The sequence below is a fragment of the Streptomyces sp. NPDC059917 genome (genome assembly GCF_042730635.1).
Lineage (GTDB): Bacteria > Actinomycetota > Actinomycetes > Streptomycetales > Streptomycetaceae > Streptomyces.
Window position 1 is genome coordinate 63,180 of record NZ_JBHWLC010000040.1, and the last position, 18,231, is coordinate 81,410.

Here is an 18,231-nt window from a genome sequence, read left to right on the forward strand (position 1 = left end):
GTGACCGGGTCCATCGCCGGCGCGGCCGGCTGGTCCGATGACACGTGGTCGTACCTGAACGACCCGCGGATGCCGGCGATGGACCACGGCTGGAAGCTGCACGTGTCGGTCCGCCCGGGCGCACTGGCCGAGGTGCGCGCCCTCGTCCTGCCCGTCCTGCGCCGCCACGTGTGCCACGCGAAGTTCGCCAAGGACCGGCAGACGCTGCGCACCATCAACTCCGGGGCGTCCGGCCCCGGCCTCGTGGGCAAGGCGATCACCGTCTACCCCGGCCCCGGTGTCGTCGTCGCCCTGGCCGCGGAGCTGGTCGAGGTGCTGCGCGGCCGCGAGGGACCGCGGGTCGTCAGCGACCGGCAGGTCGATCCGGACGCGCCCGTCTACTACCGCTACGGACCCTTCACCGGCGACTACCGGACCGGCCGCGGCGGGCGGCTCGAATCGGTCATGGCCGGACCGGACGGCCAGCTCTTCGACGGGCTGGCGAGCAACGCCTACCGCTGCCCGCCCTGGGCCGAGGACCCCTTCGCGCCGGTCCCGGCGGCGGCGCCCGGACCGGGACCCGGCTCCGGACCCGGCTCCGGCTCCGGCTTCGGCGTGGGCGGTCGCTACGCGGTCACGGCCGGGATCGTCCGCAAGCCCCAGGGGAACGTCTACCGCGCCCTGGACCGGGCCACCGGCCGCCCCGTGGTCATCAAGCAGGCGCGGGCCTTCGTGTCCGAGGACGCCGCCGGTGCGGACACCCGCGACCGGCTGCGCAACGAACGCCGGATCCTCGCCGCCCTCGACTCCGTCCCGGGCGTCGCGCGCGGGCTGGACTACTTCCTGCACGCGCCGGACGAGTACCTGGTGCTGACCGACTGCGGCGACCGGGACCTGCGCCGGGACGTCCAGGAGAACGGCCCCTACGGGGTGCTCACCCTCACCCACCTCGCGACCCGCCTGCTGCGGACCCTGGACGAGGTCCACGCCCGGGGCGTGGTGGTCCGCGACCTCAAGCCCGACAACGTGGTCCTCGACGGGGCGGGCCGGTGCCACCTCATCGACTTCGGGATCAGCGAGCAGGACGGCATCGGCCCGGGCGGCGCGACCCCCGGCTACGGCGGGCCGGTCCTGCCCGGGACCGGCCCGGCCGCCCCCGCCGACGACTACTACGCCCTGGGCGCGACCCTGTGCTTCGCCGCCACCGGCCTGGACCCCGTGATCGTCGACGCCGACGCCGCCGTCAACCGGGACCGGACCCTCGACGCCCTGGCCTGGGCCCTGCCCGGGCCGACCCACCGGGGGATCCGGTCGACGATCACCGGCCTGATGAGCCTGACCCCGGCCGTACGGACCGCCACCGCGGCCCGGCTCCGCGACGACCCGTCCGGCACGGACCCCTCGTACCCGCCGCACCGGCCGCGCCCGGCGCGCCCGCCGCGCCGACTCGACGACGACCGGCTGACGGAGATCATCGAGCACACCACGGCCTTCTGCGTCGAGGAGGCACTGCGGATCGTGGACCCGGTGCGCGCCGCCCGCCTGCACGTCCCGACGCCGATCGACGTCTACGGCGGCGCCTCCGGGCTCGGCCTGGAACTCCTCCACCACCGCGACCGGCCGGGCGTGCGCGACGCCGTGGCCGCGCTGGCGCGGTGGACCGCGGCGCAGCCCCGGTCCAGGAACATGTCGCCGGGCTTCTACGCGGGCCACACCGGCGTGGAGCTCTTCCTCGCGTCGGCGGGTGCGCCCCGGCCCTCCCCCGCACCCGGCCCGCCCGTACCGCTCCTGCCCGCCCGCACCCCGGACGGCGGGCCGCCGGAAGCCGACCTGATCGAGGGCGCCGCCGGGATCGGCCTGGGACACCTCCTGCTGGCCCGGCACTCCGGCGGTACGGGCGACCACCTCGCCCTCGCCGCCGAGTGCGCCCGGATGCTCGCGTCCGGGGAGGCGCGGCTGTCGGCCACGGGCCCGGACACGCCCGGCAGCGCCGCACTGGGCGCGGGCATCGCGCACGGCACGGCGGGGGTCGCGCACTTCCTGCTGGAGTACGCGGCCGCCACGGGCGACCCCGCCGCGATCGACCGGGCCCGGCGGGCGTGCGCACGGCTCGCCGCGCTCACCCCGGACGTCATCGCGGCGGCGGGCGCACCGGGCGCGACGCGACGCTACGGCTCGTGGTGCCGCGGCCTCGCCGGGATCGCCGCCGTCCTCGTCCGGGCCGCCGCCGTCCTCGACGAACCCGGCCACCTGGCCCTGGCCGAGCGCAGCGCCCGCACCTGCGCGGCGCTCGCCCCGCGCATGCCCCTGGTCGGCCAGTGCTGCGGCCTGGCGGGCGTGGGCGAGCTCCTGCTGGACGTCGCGCACGCCCGCGCCGCCGAGGAGTTCCGGGACGCCGCCGAGAAGGTCGCACTGATCATCCTGAGCCGCAGCGGCGGCCCCAGCTCCCGCCCCGCGTTCCCGGACACCACCCTGACCACCTCCACCGCCACCTGGTCCACCGGCTCAGCAGGCGTCCTGTCCTTCCTCCGCCGCCTTTCCCACCCCTCCCCCCGCCCGCGCCTCTTCCGCTGAAACACCGCACGGGCTCGATCACTTCGTCCCGATCTCAGTCAACTCCGGTCACAGGAAGCAGAGTCGGAGAACACGGGAGAACAGAAGAGGCAACGGGCAACCCCGTGGAACCCCGATTCTCGCGGCGCACCGCATGCCAAACTCAATCCCGGATGCGAAGCGAAACGGATCCGTCACTCCACGTGTTCTGCGCTGGTCGGCACGTCGACCGGCGGACACCGAGCGAAGGTGCCAGGCGAGGGCACATCACCCTCAGCGTCGCTGTTCAAGGGGAGGCCAACGATGAGTGCGGCTCTACTTTTCGGCCCGGAACTTCGCCGGTTACGGCAGGAGGCCCGGCTCACCCTGACCGAGCTCTCCGTGGCGCTCAACTACGACAAGGGCCACCTCAGCAAGGTCGAACGCGGGGAGCGTTCCGCGTCCCCCGAACTGGCACGGCGGTGTGACGCCTTCCTCGGCGCGGACGGCGAGTTGCAGCGCCTGGCCGTCCGACCCGACCCCGACTCCGAGTCGAGCACCACCGCTTCCCCGGCCGTCCCGCGCCTCTCGCTCGTCGTGCGTCGGTCCGTTCTCGCGCCCTCCAGCGCCGCGACGCTCCTTCCCTCCTTCCGCGCACAATTCGACGAGCTGCGCAGGCTCGGCCAGTCCACCGCGCCGAAGGCACTGCTCCCCCTGCTGGAGGTCCAGACGCGCACGGTCGCAGGGCTGGCCGCCGAGACCACGGCCGCCGCCCGGACGTCCGCGCTCCTGCTCGCCTCCCGGTTCGCGGAGTTCACCGGATGGATGGCCCAGGAGGCCGGGGACAGCGGTGCGGCACTCGGCTGGACCGGCGAGGCCGCCGAGCTGGCCCGCGCGGGGGGTGATGCGCACCTCGGCTGCTACGCACTCGTGCGCCGCGCCCTGGTCACGCTCTACGGCGGGGACGCGGCCGGCACCGTCGCCCTGGCCCGTCGGGCCCAGAGCGACGGACTCCCGCCCCGCATCCGAGGACTCGCCGCCCAGCGGGAAGCTCAGGGACACGCGCTTATCGGCAACGAACGCGAGTGCCTGCGCAGCCTCGACAGGGCGCGGGCACTGTTCGACGACGACGATGCCCGCAGCGACGCCGAGCCCGTGATCGGCACCACCCACGTGAGCGATCCGGCAGCGATGACGACCGGCTGGTGCCTGTACGACCTCGGTCGCCCCAGGAGCGCCGCCGAAGTCCTCGATCGGGAGTGCGGACTCCTCCCGCCGCACGCGCTGCGCACCCGCGCCCGGTACGGCTTCCGCAGGTCCTTGGCCCACGCCGCCTCCGGAGAAGTCGAGCATGCCTGCGCCATCGCGGGGGAGCTTCTGGACGTGATGCCGGTCGTTCCCTCCGCGACCGTGAACAGCGACATCCGGCGCCTCGCACGGGAGCTCTCCCGGTTCCAGAGCCACGGGGCCGTACGCGATCTGCAACCGGCGCTGGCCCGGGCACTCGCCCCCGCGCTCGGCTGACAGCCGCTCCACCGCCGCCGCCCTCCCCCGAACTGCTCCTCCGCACAGCCCGGCCGGCACGGGGACGCGAAGGGCGGCTCACCCGCACCCTCACGCCCGCCCGCGGACGGGTCATGCCGTCACGCGATCAGAAGCCCACGACCCGGGACGGATCGGGGCCTCAGCGCCCCGATCACGGCCTCACCCCCGTACCGGTGCACCCCGCTCCTCTTCACGAAGGGAACCTTCATGCCCGACGTCTTCGTCAACTACCGCACAGGCGACGAGGAATCCGCCGCGACCATGATCGATCGGGAACTCGCCCGACGGTTCGGTCGCGAGCGGATCTTCTTCGCCAGCAACTCGATCGAGGCCGGCCACCGCTTCCCGACGGAACTGGTCACGGCGGTGGAGGCGTGCGAGGCGCTCCTCGTCGTGATCGGCCCTCGCTGGGCGGAGGTGCGCGGGGCGGACGGCCGGCCCGCCATTGCGTCCGAGCACGACTGGACCCGTCGTGAGATCCAGATCGCCCTCGACCGCGGGATCCTGGTGATTCCCGTGCTCGTCGGCAAGGCCACGCGGATCGACCGCTCCGTCCTCCCCCACGAGCTGCGGGAGCTGGCGGACTACCAGTACCGCCGATTCGACCACCGCAACGCCGATTCGGACCTGGCGGCGCTCGGCGACGCCCTCGCCCGACAGCTGCCCGCCCTGGTCGAGGTGGACCGCGATGCACGTTCCGCGCGGGAGCGGACGGAGACGAAGTCCCGCAAGAAGTCGGACCAAGAGGCCGGCCATGCCAGGATGCGGACGCGCAACGTCGAGCAGCGCGTACGCGGCGGTATCGGCAACCTCAACGGAGACCTGTCCGGCACCTTCGTCAACGAGCCCCAGGGGCCCGTGAACACCGGCCCGGGTCACCAGTACAACGCCCCTCACTTCGAGGGCGACAACACCGGGGTCCAGTTCACCGCCGGCGACAACAGCGGCACGGTCCACCAGCGCTTCGAGCGCGAGCGCCGGGACCCGGACGGCGGCGACCGATGACCGAGCAGGACCGCGTCACCGTCAACGATCCGCGCGGCCCGGTGAACAACGGCGCAGGAGCCCAGAACGTCTTCTACGGCGTCGGCCCGGATTGGATGATCCGAAAAAGGGTGGAGTCCCTCCGGATCGTCCGCGAGGACCGGGTGCGCCTGGCCCACCGTTTCGTCCACCCCCTGAACTACAGCGTCGCCGCGGCCCGTCTGGAGCAGCCCGGTTCGGTGGTGCTGCTACAGGCCCCGCCCGGCAGCGGCCGGCGCGCCGCGGCGATCATGCTGCTGCACCAGCTCGGCGAGGACGGCGTGGCCGAGGAGGAGGGAGCCCGTTTCGAGGAGCTTCCCGCCACGGACGGGGCCCGGGACGAGGAAGGGGGTGCACCCCCGCTCGCTCCCGGTGAACGCGACCGCTTCCTCCTCGACCTCTCCGCAATCCTCGACGAGGAGGCGTACGCCAAGGCCCAGCACCGCCTGGTGGTGCGCCGCGCACAGGTGCACGAGGCAGGGGCCCGCATGGTCGTGGTCCTGCCGTGGGGCATGGACCACGTCCACGCACCGGACCTCGTACCGCACACGGTGATGCTGGAACGTCCTCGGGGCATCGCCGTCGTCACCCGGCACCTGCGCATGGACCGCATGCCCTTTCGCACGACGGATCTGAAGAGCGCGGAGCTCCAGGACCTGTGCGACCGCTCCCCCATGCGGGAACTGGCGCGGCTCGCCGGGCTGGTGGGGACCGCGCGCGAAAGCGGCCGGTTCGGCGGGGACTTCGCGGGATGGCTCGACCAGGCGATGCACGCCGTGAAGGACCGCGCCGGTGAGGTCGGCAGGCAGGTGGCCGCGTTCCGCACCACCCCAGAGCGGGCCCTGCTCCTCGCGACGGCGGTGTTCGAAGAGGCCCACGCGGACACGGTCTACGAGGCGTGGCACAACCTGATGAGGACGGTCAGGCACGAGGAGGAGACGACGACCGAGCTGGCACGGACCGATTTCGGGGAGCGGTTGGAAGCGCTCGGGATCAAGCGCGACCACGACGGACGGCTCCACTTCGAGCGACTGGCCTACGCCGACGCGGTCAGGGCGTATTTCTGGGCGAACTTTCCGGGGATACGCGACCAGCTCAGGGACTGGATCGGCCGCGACGCGGGGCTCCGGGGACTCACCATCGACGACCGACTGAATGTCGTCGTCCGCTTCTGTGAGCGCGCCCTGGCCGTCGGGCGACCCGACCATCTCTTCACCCTCGTGAGCCGCTGGGCGGGCGGTACGACCGGCACGGCCTGTGACCTTCGTGCGGTGACGGCACTTGAGCTCGGTCTCGCCCACGAGAGGTTCGGGGGATGGTTCCGCAGGCGGATGTACGAGAGCGTGGCGCCCGGCCCCGTGTCGGAGGGTCTCGCCCGCGTCCTGACCGCCGTCTGCCTCCAGAGCCTCGGCGCGACCCACCCGGACCAGGCGGTCGTCAGGCTCCACCATCTCGCCGTGCGCGAGGGGGAGGCCGCGCCGGCGTCCCGCGAAGCGCTGTTCGATCTCGTCGGTCGCGACCGTCGGCTCCACCGGCTGCTGATCGACCGCTTGCGTCGCCGGATACGGCAGCCACGCGGGGCGGAGCCCCACATCCGGCTGCTCACGGAACTCCTGAGAAGGGACCGGTCGCCCCACCCGCCTCCGTGGCCGGACCTGTTCCTGGGATGGGAGTCCGTCTTCTCCCAGGAGCCGACAGGCCTCTGGGACCCGCTGGTGAGCGGTTGGCTCAATGCCGTGGCGGACGGCAGCACGCCGGAAATGGCGCTGGGCGTGATGGTCGGGGCCGCACACGGCCGCGCTGCCGCGCTCCATCGCCTCTACGCCATCGCATGTCGCTGGGCGCGGCCCACGGACGGCTCATCGCGCGCGGCCGTCGCCACCCTTTTCTGGCAGCACATCGATCACGCGCAGTACACCCGCACGGAGCGTGCGGGAACCGGACCACGGACCACGGATGAGGCGCGATGAAACACCGCTATCCCACCCTGCTGTTCGCTGCCCTCTGCGGCCTCGCGCCAGCGGTCATAGGCCCCCTCATGGGCTGGTCACCATGGTTGTGGGGCTTCATGACGATGGTCACCGCATCCGGCTCCGTACTGCTCGTCATGACGGTCTTCAGCGGTGACCGAAGCCCGTCGGCCGAACCACACGACTCCTGGGAGCCACCACAGCCCCCGGCGCCGACGGAGCGTCCCTACCAAGAGACACGGGTGACCGATACGCCGCTCCAGAGCGGGGTGGACGGCTACGACTTCCTCTTCTCCGCCACCGTGTGGTGGAGGCCGCTCCCCGACCACACGGACCGGTCCGACGGCACCTTCCCGCGCCTCGCCGTTTCCGCCATCGTCAGCCGGGCCGCGGAGATCGTCCAGCACGAGGAGCCCGGCCGGGCGAGCGTCGTACAACATCGCCTCGAAGGGGAACTGGGCATCCCTGACCAGGACCGAAGTGGCCGTGTGACCGTCCTGGCCGCTGACGTGACGCTGACCCTCGCCCCGGCCGACCGCGAGCGTCTGCGGCGGTTGAACGACCTGCGCAAGGACGAGGAGCTCTGGGAGCACGAACGTCAACACGAGCGCAACAAGCGGCGCTACCTGGGAGACGACGTGCTCAGCAGCCCGGGCAGCGCGGTGGTGTGGTGGCTGGCCCGTCACGAGAACGAGATCGAGAAGGCGGTCGACATGATCGGCCCGCTCGCCCAGATCGCGGCGGCCGCCAAGGACGAGCAGGTGCCCGAGCTCTTCCGCCATCTCCTGGTCCCGCCGGTCGGCGTGCGAAGCGAGGCAACCGTCGGAGCCCCGTCGTGGGACGGCCACGGCCGGGGCGCGGACATGCCCGACGAGGAGGAAGTGGGGGTAGCGGACCGGCTGCGCCTGCTGCTGTCCGCCGTCGGCCTGAAACCGGACATGGACGGGTACACCGTGCTCGTGCACCGCGTGGTGCGGAGCCTGGAATCGGAGGGGCTGGACGAGGCAGCCGAGGAGATCCGTCGGACCCTTCTCCCGATGTCCGAGGATTTCGGGGCCGAGGGCCCCGACGTTGGACCTGCGGGCGCGGAGGAACCCGACGGGCCGTGGTCGCCGCGCACACCGGACCCCGAAGCCTCGCCGTTCACCGGTGCGGCCGCGCCCGATGGCCGCGCGGGCGAAGGCCACCCCGGCCGGCAGGCGACGAGCGAGGGCGACACGCCACCGCCGTACTTCTGGGAAACACCGCCGCCCCCGCCCCAGGAGGAGCAAGGCTGGGACGGTAGCTGATCCGAGAGGCGGTCCACGACGAGGGGGCCGGGCTCCAGCGAGCCCGCCCCCTTCTGAACCGCACGTTCGTCACACCTGGCGCACCGACCGGACCTCCAACGAGACTGCGCAGGTGACCACCGCCACCCCTGTCCCTGCTGCGCGCACCGCGTGCTCGATGCCATGCCCGGCTCCTACGAGATCTGCCCCGTATGCCAGGACTTCGGCGCCTGCGACCAGCACGGCCGGCGCCACGCCCACCCGGCGCCGCGAGCACCCGCACCGAGGCCCTCGTCCAGCAGCTCGAAAGCGAGTCCGGCGCGTCCTACGACGCCCGTGCGGAACTGATCTGGCTCGGCTCCGCCGCCGTTCCCGCCATCATCGACGGCCTGCCCTCCCTCGGGGCTTCGGACAACTGACCGCCATCGAGGTCTTCGAGGAGGTCGCCGACCCCCGCTGCGGCCCCGCCCACCTCGTCTTCCACATGACCCGCACCGACCTCGTCTCGTGTTCCGCTCCCCCGCGTCCCACGTGGCGCACACGGACCGCCCCGCGGACGCCGAAGGCCGCCCAACCCGCTTCGTCGCGGGTCGGGCGGCCTTTCGCCGGGCGGGTCAGACGTTGAAGCGGAACTCCACCACGTCGCCGTCCTGCATGACGTAGTCCTTGCCCTCCATGCGGGCCTTGCCCTTGGCGCGGGCTTCGGCGACCGAGCCGCATTCGACCAGGTCCGCGAAGGAGATGACCTCGGCCTTGATGAAGCCGCGCTGGAAGTCCGTGTGGATCACGCCGGCCGCCTCGGGGGCCGTGGCGCCCTGCTTGATGGTCCAGGCGCGGGTTTCCTTCGGGCCGGCCGTCAGGTAGGTCTGGAGGCCGAGGGTCGCGAAGCCGACGCGGCCCAGGGTGGCCATGCCCGGCTCTTCCTGGCCGACGGACTGGAGGAGTTCGAGGGCCTCCTCGTCGTCCAGCTCGATCAGCTCCGCCTCCAGCTTGGCGTTCAGGAAGATCGCCTCCGCCGGGGCCACCAGCGCGCTCTGCTCCGCCTTGAAGGCGTCGTCGGTGAGCTCGTCCTCGTCCACGTTGAAGACGTAGAGGAACGGCTTGACGGTCAGCAGGTGCAGCTCGTGCAGGAGGTCGCCCTGCTCGGTGCCCTTGGTGATGCCGTGCGAGAAGAGGGTGTCGCCCGCTTCGAGGATCTTCTGGGCCTTCTCGACCGCCCCGAGGACCGCGACCTTCTCCTTCTGGAGGCGGGACTCCTTCGTCAGGCGCGGCACCGCCTTCTCGATCGACTGGAGGTCCGCGAGGATCAGCTCGGTGTTGATCGTCTCGATGTCGTCCTTCGGCGAGACCTTGCCGTCGACGTGGACGACGTTCTCGTCGGCGAAGGCGCGGATGACCTGGCAGATCGCGTCGGACTCGCGGATGTTCGCGAGGAACTTGTTGCCGAGGCCCTCGCCCTCCGAGGCGCCGCGGACGATGCCCGCGATGTCGACGAAGTCGACGGTCGCCGGGAGGACCTTCTGGGAGCCGAAGATGCCCGCGAGGACGGCGAGGCGGGTGTCCGGGACGCCGACGACGCCGACGTTCGGCTCGATGGTGGCGAACGGGTAGTTGGCCGCCAGCACGTCGTTCTTGGTCAGGGCGTTGAAAAGGGTCGACTTGCCGACATTCGGCAGGCCGACGATTCCGATCGTGAGCGACACGTTGGCGACTTCCCGTAGCTGGAGGGGGCTGACCCGGGTACGGGCCATCGGACAGTTTACTTTCCGATGGCCGGCGGTGGATGTACGCGTGTCCAGGCACCCATCCGGGGTCCGCGACGCCTAGCTTGGTCCAGTGGAGCGAGACAGGATGCGATCGGCATATCACCCGCAGCGACAGCCGGAGGCGGCCCGGCGGCCCGCCGTACCCCCGCAGGGCGGTGGCAGCAGGCCCCGGCCCGGGCCCGCCGCGGCCCGGCGGCTGCCCCGGCCCAAGCTGACCGGGCTCGGGGGCGGGCTGTTCGCCTGCGCCGCGATGGTGCTGGCCTCCGGGATCGACTGGTTGATCTTCGACGCGTCGCTGCTCGGCTACGGGCTGCTCTTCATGCCGGTCGCCGCCGCGACCGCGCTCTGGGTGCGCCCCGCCGACCTGATCACCGCGCCGATCGCCGCCCCCATCGCCTTCACCGCCGGAGTGTGGCCCATCGCGGGCGGCTCCGGCGGCTTCGGCGGCCAGTTGATGGGCGTGGTCACGGCGCTGTCCCTGCACGCCGGCTGGCTGTACGCGGGGACCCTGATCGCCGGTCTGATCGCGGTGGTGCGCAAGGCCGTGCTGATCGGGCGGCGGCGCACCATGCCCCGCCGCGTCGCCTGAGCGCACTCGCTCGGGGCCTCCTCAGGGGGCCGGGCGGGCCGCCATCGCCGCGCCCACGATGCCGGCGTTGTTCTGGAGCTTCGCGGGGACGATCTCGGCGCGGATGCCCTCGATCAGCGGCAGGAACTTCTCCGGTTTGCGGCTCACTCCGCCGCCGAGGATGAAGAGGTCCGGGGAGAACAGCATCTCCACGTGGGCCAGGTACTTCTGCAACCGGTGCGCCCAGCGCTCCCAGCTGAGGTCGTTGTCCTCCTTGGCCTTCACCGAGGCGCGGGTCTCCGCGTCGTGGCCGCGCAGTTCCAGGTGGCCCAGCTCGCTGTTGGCGACCAGGTGCCCGTCCGTGAAGAGGGCGCTGCCGATGCCGGTGCCGAGGGTCAGCAGGATGACCGTACCGCCGCGGCCGCGACCGGCCCCGTACGTCATCTCCGCGACGCCCGCCGCGTCCGCGTCGTTCAGGACCGTGACCGGGAGGCCGCCGAGGCGCTCGGAGAGGAGCCCGGCAGCGTCCAGGCCGACCCAGCCCTTGTCGACGTTCGCGGCCGAGCGGGTGATGCCGCCGGTCACGACCCCGGGGAAGGTGACGCCGACCGGGCCCTTCCAGTCGAAGTTGCGTACGACCTCGGCAACGCAGTCGGCCACCCCGTCGGGGGTGGCCGGATGCGGTGTCAGTACTTTGTGGCGCTCCTGCGCCAGGTCGCCGCGGTCAAGGTCCACGGGAGCGCCCTTGATCCCGGAACCGCCGATGTCCACACCGAAGATCTGCATGGACTCACCGTACGAAAAGACCCCGGGACAAGCGGGGCGACCCGGCTACTTCCCGGCGAGCAGGTTCGCGGCCTCGGTGCGCAGGTCGCGGCGCAGCTCCTTGGGCAGCGAGAAGACGATCGACTCCTCGGCCGTCTTGACGATCTCCACGTCGGCGTAGCCGCGCTGGGCCAGCCACTCCAGGACTTCCTCGACGAGGACCTCCGGGACGGAGGCGCCCGAGGTCAGGCCGACCGTGGTGACGCCCTCCAGCCAGGCCTCGTCGATCTCGCTCGCGAAGTCCACGAGGTGCGCGGCGGCCGCGCCGGCGTCCAGGGCGACCTCGACCAGGCGGATCGAGTTCGAGGAGTTCTTCGAACCGACGACGATGACGAGGTCGGAGTCGGCGCCCATCACCTTGACGGCGGCCTGCCGGTTCGAGGTGGCGTAGCAGATGTCGTCGCTGGGCGGCGAGACGAGCAGCGGGAACTTGGTCTTCAGCGCGTCGACCGTCTCCATCGTCTCGTCGACGGAGAGCGTGGTCTGCGACAGCCAGACGACCTTGGACTCGTCGCGGACGGTGACCTTCGCGACGTCCTCGGGGCCGTCGACGATGGTGATGTGGTCCGGGGCCTCGCCGGAGGTGCCGATGACCTCCTCGTGGCCCTCGTGGCCGATGAGGAGGATGTCGAAGTCCTCGTTGGCGTAGCGGACCGCTTCCTTGTGGACCTTGGTGACCAGCGGGCAGGTCGCGTCGATGGTGGCGAGCTTGCGCTCGGCGGCCTCGTCGTGGACGACGGGGGCGACGCCGTGCGCCGAGAACATCACGATGGAGCCCTCGGGGACCTCGGCCGTCCGTTCGACGAAGATGGCCCCCTTCTTCTCCAACGTCTGGACGACGTACTTGTTGTGGACGATCTCGTGGCGGACGTAGACCGGCGCACCGTACTGCTCAAGGGCCTTCTCGACGGCGATCACGGCTCGGTCGACGCCCGCGCAGTACCCGCGGGGGGCGGCGAGCAGGACACGGCGGGAAGCGGAAGCAGTCATGGCGTCCATCGTACGGGGGTGTCCAGCAGGCCGGTCGTCCCCCGTTCGACACACACTGGACCGAAAGCGTGTCCACTACATCACTCGGAGGGCGGATGGTGTCCGATACGGATCCCGGCACGGAGGCCGGGCCGTCGCCCGGTGCCGCCCCCGAGGGGCGGCTGCGGCGCAGCCTCGGCTTCCGGGACCTGGTCGTCTACGGGCTGCTCTTCATCGCTCCGATGGCTCCGGTCGGCATCTTCGGCACGCTCGACGCGAAGTCGCACGGCGCCGTGGCCCTGGTCTACCTCGCCGCCACCGTGGCGATGGCCTTCACGGCCTTCTCCTACGCGCAGATGGTGCGGGTCGCGCCGCAGGCCGGTTCGGTCTTCACCTACGCCCGCAAGGGCCTCGGCGAGGGGCCCGGGCTGATCGCCGGCTGGATGGCGATGCTCGACTACCTGCTGATCCCGGCGGTGGCGTACCTCTTCTCCGGGATCGCGATGCACGCGCTCGTGCCGGAGGTGTCGCGCTGGGTGTGGACGGCGCTGGCCGTGGTGGTCACCACCGCGCTGAACCTGTGGGGCGTACGGGCGGCGGCGCGCGTGGGCTTCGCCGTGCTGGCCCTGGAGGTGGTGGTCCTGCTGGTGTTCCTGGTCGCCGCGGTGACCGCGCTGGTCCAGGACGGCGCGCGGCGCGGCTGGCTGTCCCCGCTGACCGGGGACGGGTCCCTCGGCTTCTCGACGGGCGCGGTGCTCGGAGCGGTGTCGGTGGCGGTCCTGTCGTACCTGGGCTTCGACGCGATCGCCTCCTTCGCCGAGGAGGTCACCGGAGGCAGCGCGAAGGTGGCGCGGGCGGTGCTCTTCTGCCTGGCGCTGACCGGGGTGCTCTTCATCGCGCAGACCTATCTGGCGGCGCTGCTGACCCCGGTCTCCGCCGCGGAGCTGGCGGCCGATCCGGGGCTCCAGGGGCCGGCGTTCTACACCACCGTCGAGTCCGCCGTCGGGCCGTGGCTGCACGACCTGGTCGCGGCCAGCAAGGCGATCGGGGCGGCCTTCGCGGCGCTGGCCGGGCAGGCGGCGGCCGGTCGGCTGCTGTTCGCGATGGCCCGCGAGGGGCGGCTGCCGAAGGTGCTCGCGCGGACCTCGGGCGGGACCCCGCGCCCGGCGCTGCTGGTCGCGGCGACGGTGACGCTGGTCGCGGCCGTCTGGGCGGCCCGGCGCGACGACGGGCTGGACCACCTGGTCTCCGTCGTCGACATCGGGGCGCTGGTGGCCTTCACCCTGCTGCACGCCTCCGTGGTCGGCTGGTTCGTCGTACGCCGCGCCGCGGGCCCGCCGAGCTGGTGGAAGCACCTGGTGGTGCCGGTCCTGGGCGCGGCCGTGACGGTCGCGGTGATCGTCGAGGCCTCGCCCACCGCCCAGTGGGTCGGCGCGCTCTGGCTGGCCGTGGGGCTGGCGGTGCTGGTGGCGCAGCGGGGGCGGCGCGCGGGTCGGGGACCGGGCGGGCCCGGCGACGCTGTCGGTTCCGGCCGTTAGCCTGCCTGCATGGGTCTGAATTCATCGCCGGAGACGCCACTGCCCGTCGGTCAGGTGTCCCGGCTGATCGGGGGGTGGATCGACCGCCTCGGCCAGGTGTGGGTGGAGGGGCAGATCACCCAGCTCTCGCGGCGACCGGGGGCCGGGGTGGTCTTCTTGACCCTGCGCGATCCGTCGCACGACATCTCGGTGGCGGTGACCTGCTTCCGGCAGGTCTTCGACGAGGTCGCGGACTCCGTGTCGGAGGGGGCGCGCGTCCTCGTCCTGGCCAAGCCCGAGTGGTACGCGCCGCGCGGCCAGCTGTCCCTGCGGGCCACCGAGATACGGCCCGTGGGCATCGGCGAGCTGTTGGCGCGGCTGGAGAAGCTCAAGCGGTCGCTGGCCTCGGAGGGCCTGTTCGCGCTGGACCGCAAGAAGCCGCTGCCGTTCCTGCCGCAGCTGATCGGGCTGGTGGTCGGTCGGGCCTCGGCGGCCGAGCGGGACGTGCTGGAGAACGCGCGCCGGCGCTGGCCGGCGGTCCGCTTCGAGGTGCGCAACGTCGCCGTGCAGGGCGTCCACGCGGTGCCCCAGGTGATCGAGGCGGTCAGGGAGCTGGACGCGCTGCCCGAGGTCGACGTGATCATCGTGGCGCGCGGCGGCGGCAGCGTGGAGGACCTGCTGCCCTTCTCCGACGAGGAGGTCGTGCGCACGGTGGCCGCGGCCCGCACCCCGGTGGTCTCGGCGATCGGGCACGAGCCGGACTCCCCGCTGCTGGACCTGGTCGCCGACGTACGGGCGTCCACACCCACCGACGCGGCGAAGAAGGTGGTCCCGGACGTCGGCGAGGAGCTGGAGCGGGTGCGCCAGTTGCAGGGCCGGGGGCTGCGCGCGGTGCGGGGCCTGCTGGACCGGGAGGAGCGCGGGCTCGCGCACGCCCTGGCGCGGCCGGTGTTCGTGCACCCGCAGCGGATGGTGGAGACCCGGGAGGCCGAGCTGGACGCACTGCTCGCGCGGGCCCGGCGGACCCTGGGCCACCTGCTGGACCGGGCCGAGTCCGAGCTGGCGCACACCCGCGCCCGGGTCGTGGCCCTGTCCCCCGCGGCGACGCTGGAGCGCGGGTACGCGGTGCTCCAACGGGCGGACGGGCACGTGGTGCGCTCCCCCGCGGAGCTGGGGGCGGACGAGGTGCTGCGGGCGCGGGTCGCGGAGGGCGAGTTCGCCGTCCGCGTCACGGGGTCCGGGGGCGCGGGGGCCGAGTAGGTCCCGCCGCGGCTGCGGGGCGGACGCGGACGCCATGCTCCCGCAACATTGTGGTTGCAGTACACGAATAGGATCGGAGCGGGGAATGACTGAGGCCGGTACGGCGCTGGGGTACGAGCAGGCGCGGGACGAGCTGATCGAGGTCGTGCGCAAGCTGGAGGCGGGCGGCACCTCCCTGGAGGAGTCGCTGGCGCTGTGGGAGCGCGGCGAGGAGCTGGCGAAGGTCTGCCGGAACTGGCTGGAGGGCGCTCGGGCCCGGCTGGACTCGGCCCTGGCGGGGCGGGACGGAGCGGGCGCGCCCGACGGGGACGCCGACTAGCTCCGGGGGGCTTCGCGACGTGAGGCCGATCACCCCGTCGCACTAGTAGTTGAAATTTCAATTTCTTCGGCGTAGTGTCTGGGACATCGCTTCACCCCGGTTTTCGTATGGAAGAAGGCTTTCCGATGTCCCTCGTTCTTGACTCCGCCGCTCAGGACCTGCTGTTCCGCGAGGCCCGTACCGCCAACTCGTTCTCGGACGAGCCGGTGACCGAGGAGCAGGTCCAGGCGATCTACGACCTCGTCAAGTTCGGCCCGACGGCCTTCAACCAGACGCCCCTGCGCATCACCCTGGTCCGCTCCCCCGAGGCCCGCGAGCGCCTCGTGAAGCACATGGCCGACGGCAACAAGCCCAAGACCCTCGCCGCCCCGCTGGTCGCGATCCTCTCCGCGGACAACGAGTTCCACGAGGAGCTGCCGGCGCTGCTCCCGAGCTTCCCGCAGGCCAAGGACCTCTTCTTCGGCGAGCGTCCGGTCCGCGAGCAGTCCGCCCTGGTGAACTCGGCCCTGCAGGCCGCGTACTTCATCGTCGGCGTGCGCGCCGCCGGTCTGGCCGCGGGTCCGATGACGGGCCTGGACTTCGCCGGTGTCCAGAAGGAGTTCCTGGACGACGACCACACCCCGCTGATGGTCATCAACATCGGCAAGCCGGGCGAGAACGCCTGGTACCCGCGCTCCCCGCGCCTCGACTTCGACCAGGTCGTCACGACCGTCTGAGTCGCCCGCACGCACGAAGAAGGCCGCCCGCCCCGGTTCCCCCGGGACGGGCGGCCTTCTTCGCGTGCGCGAGCGCTTCAGCCGCCCCGCTCGGACTCCGGTCAGCCGCCCTGCTTGAACTCCAGCGCGCCGGCCAGCTCCGCCAGCTCCCCGAAGGCGCCGGTGCCGGTGACCACGGTCGCGTGGCCCTGCTCCTGGCGCACCAGGGCGCGGTACTTCGGGCCCTCCCAGCGCTCCCAGGACAGGTCGCCGACCTGCTGGGCCTGTCCGGTGGCCTTGGCCTTCTGGGTGACCTTGTCCAGGTACTTGGCCGAGGTGTCGCTCGACTGCTCCACCGCCACGTACTCGCCGCGCGGGTCGAGGAAGCCCAGGTGCCAGGCGTTCGCGTCCTTGCGGTCGTAGGTCACCGAGGTCGCGCGCCACTCCTTGGCGAGCCCGACGGGCGAGCCCACCGGGTACGGCGCCGCGCGGCGGGCCGTGAGGGTCTCGATGCGGTAGTCGACGACGTGCGTCGGGTCGGCCTTGTCGTCGTGCGGGACGGCCAGGTAGATCCCTCCCGCGACCACGCCGATGATCGCCAGCGACCGGACCATGTCCCAGATCGTCTGCTTGCCTTTCATACCTGCCACGGGACCATCGTCCCGCATCGCGGTACGCGATCATCACCAGGGTCGCCCCGGCCGGGCCGGGCGGGGCGCCGCGACGGACCCGATCCGTCCGCTCAGGCCAATGCTCTGACCGATATACCGCTCATACGTGCCCCGCCCTGCTCAATTTATCGACGTACCGATAGAGTTCCAGCACCCTCACTTCCGGCCGTCGCCGTACAGAAAGGTGCGCTCCGATGACCGAGCACAACCTGCCGCCCCAGCTCGAAGTCTCTCCGGAGGCACCCGACCGCAACCTCGCCCTGGAGCTCGTCCGGGTCACCGAGGCCGCCGCCATGGCCGCGGGCCGCTGGGTCGGGCGCGGCGACAAGCTCGGCGCCGACGGCGCCGCGGTCAATGCCATGCGCACCCTGATCTCCACCGTTTCGATGAACGGCGTCGTCGTCATCGGCGAGGGGGAGAAGGACGAAGCCCCCATGCTCTTCAACGGCGAGCGGGTCGGCGACGGCACCGGCGCCGAGGTCGACATCGCCGTCGACCCGATCGACGGCACCACCCTGAACGCCAAGGGCATGCCGAACGCGATCGCCGTCCTGGCCGCCGCCGACCGCGGCACCATGTTCGACCCGTCCGCGGTGTTCTACATGGAGAAGCTGGTCACCGGCCCCGAGGCCGCCGACTTCGTCGACATCAACGCCCCCGTCTCGGTGAACATCCGCCGGGTCGCCAAGGCCAAGAACATGGCCGTCGAGGACGTCACCGTGGTCATCCTGGACCGCCCCCGTCACGAGGGCATCGTCAAGGAGATCCGCGAGACCGGCGCCCGCATCAAGTTCATCTCGGACGGCGACGTCGCGGGCTCGGTCATGGCGGTCCGCGAGGGCACCGGCGTGGACCTGCTCCTCGGCATCGGCGGCACCCCCGAGGGCATCATCTCAGCCTGCGCCATCAAGTGCCTCGGCGGCACCATCCAGGGCAAGCTGTGGCCGAAGGACGAGGCCGAGCGCCAGAAGGCCATCGACGCGGGCCACGACCTCGACCGGGTCCTGCACACCAACGACCTGGTCTCCGGCGACAACGTCTTCTTCGTCGCGACCGGCATCACGGACGGTGAGCTGCTGCGCGGCGTCCACTACCGCTCCGAGACCGCGACCACGTCCTCGCTGGTCATGCGGTCGAAGTCGGGCACGATCCGGCAGATCGACTCCACCCACCGCCTGTCGAAGCTGCGGGCGTACAGCGCGATCGACTTCGACCGCGCGCAGTAGGCCTGCGGCCGGCACCACCGGAGGGGCGGTCACCGCGTGCGGCGGCGACCGCCCCTCCGGCACACCCATGGGACATCCAGCCCCGCCGGCGTTTGAGG

At 72.1% G+C, this 18,231-nt stretch carries 16 protein-coding genes; 12 read left to right on the top strand and 4 right to left on the bottom strand.

The genetic code is table 11. The features are described 5' to 3' along the window. From lanL to ACFWAR_RS23045, 6 genes are all read left to right on the top strand, one after another. Entirely contained in the window at nucleotides 1–2,553 is a 2,553-nt protein-coding gene (gene lanL / locus ACFWAR_RS23020) for a class IV lanthionine synthetase LanL (protein WP_385780103.1), read from the top strand. Nucleotides 2,554–2,835: 282 nt separating this feature from the next. Next, on the top strand, nucleotides 2,836–4,035 hold the full coding sequence (locus ACFWAR_RS23025) for a helix-turn-helix domain-containing protein (protein WP_385780105.1): 1,200 nt from the start codon (nucleotides 2,836–2,838) through the stop codon (nucleotides 4,033–4,035). A 228-nt stretch (nucleotides 4,036–4,263) separates the two neighbouring features. Continuing rightward, complete coding sequence (locus ACFWAR_RS23030; protein WP_385780108.1) at nucleotides 4,264–5,061, top strand: toll/interleukin-1 receptor domain-containing protein; 798 nt, start codon at nucleotides 4,264–4,266, stop codon at nucleotides 5,059–5,061. Further along, complete coding sequence (locus ACFWAR_RS23035) at nucleotides 5,058–7,049, top strand: hypothetical protein (protein WP_385780111.1); 1,992 nt, start codon at nucleotides 5,058–5,060, stop codon at nucleotides 7,047–7,049. The genes ACFWAR_RS23030 and ACFWAR_RS23035 overlap by 4 nt, the downstream gene beginning before the upstream one ends. Nucleotides 7,050–7,291: 242 nt before the next feature. Then, on the top strand, nucleotides 7,292–8,338 hold the full coding sequence (locus ACFWAR_RS23040; protein ID WP_385780114.1) for a hypothetical protein: 1,047 nt from the start codon (nucleotides 7,292–7,294) through the stop codon (nucleotides 8,336–8,338). Between the two features lie 191 nt (nucleotides 8,339–8,529). Next, nucleotides 8,530–8,736 carry a hypothetical protein gene (locus ACFWAR_RS23045; protein WP_385780154.1) on the top strand — a complete coding sequence of 69 codons (207 nt, stop codon included), beginning with the start codon at nucleotides 8,530–8,532 and terminating at the stop codon, nucleotides 8,734–8,736. Between the two features lie 195 nt (nucleotides 8,737–8,931). On the opposite strand, the gene ychF is transcribed toward ACFWAR_RS23045, so the two are convergent. Next, nucleotides 8,932–10,020 (bottom strand): redox-regulated ATPase YchF, encoded by a 1,089-nt coding sequence (gene ychF, locus ACFWAR_RS23050; protein WP_385780148.1) that lies wholly within the window; start codon nucleotides 10,018–10,020, stop codon nucleotides 8,932–8,934. A 148-nt stretch (nucleotides 10,021–10,168) separates the two neighbouring features. Here ychF and ACFWAR_RS23055 point away from each other — a divergent pair, with 148 nt between their 5' ends. Beyond that, entirely contained in the window at nucleotides 10,169–10,672 is a 504-nt protein-coding gene (locus ACFWAR_RS23055; protein WP_385780117.1) for a DUF6542 domain-containing protein, read from the top strand. A gap of 21 nt (nucleotides 10,673–10,693) precedes the next feature. Here ACFWAR_RS23055 and ppgK read toward each other — a convergent pair whose 3' ends face one another. Then, complete coding sequence (gene ppgK / locus ACFWAR_RS23060) at nucleotides 10,694–11,437, bottom strand: polyphosphate--glucose phosphotransferase (RefSeq protein WP_385780120.1); 744 nt, start codon at nucleotides 11,435–11,437, stop codon at nucleotides 10,694–10,696. Between the two features lie 45 nt (nucleotides 11,438–11,482). Continuing rightward, nucleotides 11,483–12,475: a 4-hydroxy-3-methylbut-2-enyl diphosphate reductase gene (locus ACFWAR_RS23065; protein ID WP_354379657.1), complete on the bottom strand. Its 993-nt coding sequence runs from the start codon at nucleotides 12,473–12,475 to the stop codon at nucleotides 11,483–11,485. An 86-nt stretch (nucleotides 12,476–12,561) separates the two neighbouring features. On the opposite strand from ACFWAR_RS23065, the gene ACFWAR_RS23070 reads away from it, so the two are divergent. From ACFWAR_RS23070 to ACFWAR_RS23085, 4 genes are all read left to right on the top strand, one after another. Further along, nucleotides 12,562–13,983, top strand: a complete 1,422-nt coding sequence (locus tag ACFWAR_RS23070; protein ID WP_385780123.1) for an APC family permease — start codon at nucleotides 12,562–12,564, stop codon at nucleotides 13,981–13,983. A gap of 9 nt (nucleotides 13,984–13,992) precedes the next feature. Further along, nucleotides 13,993–15,222, top strand: coding sequence for an exodeoxyribonuclease VII large subunit (gene xseA, locus ACFWAR_RS23075; protein ID WP_385780126.1), 1,230 nt, complete (start codon nucleotides 13,993–13,995; stop codon nucleotides 15,220–15,222). Between the two features lie 85 nt (nucleotides 15,223–15,307). Continuing rightward, on the top strand, nucleotides 15,308–15,541 hold the full coding sequence (locus tag ACFWAR_RS23080) for an exodeoxyribonuclease VII small subunit (protein WP_385780129.1): 234 nt from the start codon (nucleotides 15,308–15,310) through the stop codon (nucleotides 15,539–15,541). Nucleotides 15,542–15,666: 125 nt separating this feature from the next. Continuing rightward, on the top strand, nucleotides 15,667–16,257 hold the full coding sequence (locus ACFWAR_RS23085) for a malonic semialdehyde reductase (RefSeq protein ID WP_385780131.1): 591 nt from the start codon (nucleotides 15,667–15,669) through the stop codon (nucleotides 16,255–16,257). 101 nt (nucleotides 16,258–16,358) lie between these two features. Here the strand turns inward: ACFWAR_RS23085 and ACFWAR_RS23090 are convergent, their stop codons facing one another. Further along, entirely contained in the window at nucleotides 16,359–16,877 is a 519-nt protein-coding gene (locus tag ACFWAR_RS23090) for a DUF4245 domain-containing protein (RefSeq protein WP_385780151.1), read from the bottom strand. Between the two features lie 224 nt (nucleotides 16,878–17,101). On the opposite strand from ACFWAR_RS23090, the gene glpX reads away from it, so the two are divergent. Beyond that, entirely contained in the window at nucleotides 17,102–18,133 is a 1,032-nt protein-coding gene (glpX, locus tag ACFWAR_RS23095) for a class II fructose-bisphosphatase (RefSeq protein ID WP_354379662.1), read from the top strand. Nucleotides 18,134–18,231 lie beyond the last annotated feature (98 nt).

Coding starts and splice junctions, on each gene's coding strand:
- ACFWAR_RS23085 (WP_385780131.1), top strand. CDS start 15,667: ATGTCCCTCGTTCTTGACTCCGCCGCTCAGGACCTGCTGTTCCGCGAG.
- ACFWAR_RS23070 (WP_385780123.1), top strand. CDS start 12,562: ATGGTGTCCGATACGGATCCCGGCACGGAGGCCGGGCCGTCGCCCGGT.
- xseA (WP_385780126.1), top strand. CDS start 13,993: ATGGGTCTGAATTCATCGCCGGAGACGCCACTGCCCGTCGGTCAGGTG.
- ACFWAR_RS23055 (WP_385780117.1), top strand. CDS start 10,169: ATGCGATCGGCATATCACCCGCAGCGACAGCCGGAGGCGGCCCGGCGG.
- ACFWAR_RS23080 (WP_385780129.1), top strand. CDS start 15,308: ATGACTGAGGCCGGTACGGCGCTGGGGTACGAGCAGGCGCGGGACGAG.
- ppgK (WP_385780120.1), bottom strand. CDS start 11,437: ATGCAGATCTTCGGTGTGGACATCGGCGGTTCCGGGATCAAGGGCGCT.
- glpX (WP_354379662.1), top strand. CDS start 17,102: ATGACCGAGCACAACCTGCCGCCCCAGCTCGAAGTCTCTCCGGAGGCA.
- ACFWAR_RS23030 (WP_385780108.1), top strand. CDS start 4,264: ATGCCCGACGTCTTCGTCAACTACCGCACAGGCGACGAGGAATCCGCC.
- ACFWAR_RS23045 (WP_385780154.1), top strand. CDS start 8,530: ATGCCAGGACTTCGGCGCCTGCGACCAGCACGGCCGGCGCCACGCCCA.
- ACFWAR_RS23065 (WP_354379657.1), bottom strand. CDS start 12,475: ATGGACGCCATGACTGCTTCCGCTTCCCGCCGTGTCCTGCTCGCCGCC.
- ACFWAR_RS23025 (WP_385780105.1), top strand. CDS start 2,836: ATGAGTGCGGCTCTACTTTTCGGCCCGGAACTTCGCCGGTTACGGCAG.
- ACFWAR_RS23035 (WP_385780111.1), top strand. CDS start 5,058: ATGACCGAGCAGGACCGCGTCACCGTCAACGATCCGCGCGGCCCGGTG.
- ACFWAR_RS23090 (WP_385780151.1), bottom strand. CDS start 16,877: ATGAAAGGCAAGCAGACGATCTGGGACATGGTCCGGTCGCTGGCGATC.